Origin of the sequence: Synechococcus sp. R55.2, assembly GCF_047462075.1 — a bacterium.
GTDB lineage: Bacteria > Cyanobacteriota > Cyanobacteriia > Thermostichales > Thermostichaceae > Thermostichus.
This window is the reverse complement of the sequence record NZ_JANSIH010000008.1, coordinates 1-1,572: the sequence shown is the minus strand read 5'-3', so window position 1 is coordinate 1,572 and position 1,572 is coordinate 1. Positions and strand designations below refer to the sequence as shown.

Here is a 1,572-nt window from a genome sequence, read left to right as displayed (position 1 = left end):
CTCTTTCCTCTATAAATTACTCTCTCTATCCTAACATAAGATCAACACGACCTAGTGGAAGCCTGCAACCTGTGGACAGCCGCTTTTTTCCAGCCCTTGATCCCTGACTTCTCTAGGGCCATTACCACCCAAGCCGTGGCTGATCGACTGCAGGAGAGAACCCCCTCCCAGGCCCTTGCCACTGCTCAGGCCCTCGCCGTCGAGAACCGGTTTTTCCACTGGCCGCTGGAGTTCCCGGAGGTGTTTGAAAGTGGCGGCTTTGATGTGATCCTCTCCAACCCGCCCTGGGAGCAAATTCAACTGGAAGAGCAGGAATTCTTCGCCAGCCGCGATGCCCAGATCGCCCGCGCCTCTAATGCCGCCGCCCGCAAACGGCTGATCGCCGACCTACCCAAGACCAACCCCGCCCTCTGGCACGACTACCAGCGTGCCCTGCACGGCGCCGAAAGCACCAGCCGCTTTTTACGGGGCAGTGGTCAATATCCCCTCGCCGGCCGCGGCCGTATCAACACCTACTCGGTCTTTGCCGAACGGGTGCGTAGCCTGCTCAATATCCGGGGGCGGGCGGGCATCATCGTCCCCACCGGCATCGCCACCGACGCGACCAACCAGTTCTTCTTCGCCGATCTGGCAGGCAAGGGGCAACTGGCAAGTCTGTTCGATTTTGAGAACCGCCAGCGACTCTTTCCGGCAGTGGATAGCCGCATGAAGTTCTGCCTCCTCACCCTGGCAGGATCGTGGCAACCGACGCCAGCCGGCGTGTGCGAAGCGGCGCCGATGGTCTTCGCCTTCTTTGCCACCCATGCCGATCACCTGCGCGACCCGCGTCGCGTTTTCACCCTCACAGCGGACGACATTGCCCGCATCAACCCCAACACCCGCACCCTGCCCGTTTTCCGCACTCGCCAGGATGCCGACCTGACCAGAGCTATCTACGAGCGCGTGCCGGTACTGGTTAACGAACGCACGGGTGAAAACCCTTGGGACGTGCGCTTCATGGCGATGTTCCACATGTCCAACGACTCGCACCTCTTCCGCACCCGTGCAGAGCTGGAAAAGCAAGGTTACCGGCTGGTGGGGAATGTGTTTGTGCCCTCACCCCCTAGCCCCCTCTCTCACGCTGCGGGAGAGGGGGGAAGGATCGCAGCCCCCGACCTCTCTTCTCGCGCTGCGGGAGAAGGAGGGTACGAATTACCCAAGGCCAGCCGGGAACTGATTGCCAGGGCGCGGCAGTTGCGTCGCGAGGCGACGACCGCCGAAAGCCTGCTCTGGGAATTGTTGCGTGACCGTCGGCTGCTAGGCCGAAAATTCCGACGTCAACATCCGATTGGACAATTCATCGCCGATTTCTTCTGTGACGATGCCCGCCTGATCATTGAGATAGATGGCGCCGTGCACCGCGAACCCACTCAGCAGGAACGCGACCGTTTGCGGGAGGAAATCCTGCGCGAACATGGCTTTGCCATTCTGCGCTTTACCAATGAGCAGATATTCGACCACACAGAACAAGTCCTCCCAGAGATTGCTGCCTATGTCACTGCCCATTCCTACGACCATCCTTCTCCCCTCTCC

Annotated in this window: 1 protein-coding gene; it reads left to right on the top strand. The window is 60.4% G+C overall.

Annotated features, from left to right (window positions below; genetic code table 11):
* Positions 1-54: 54 nt before the first annotated feature.
* Positions 55-1,572 (top strand): endonuclease domain-containing protein (locus NW838_RS00190; protein ID WP_414427260.1); only part of this gene is annotated, 1,518 nt, incomplete at its 3' end.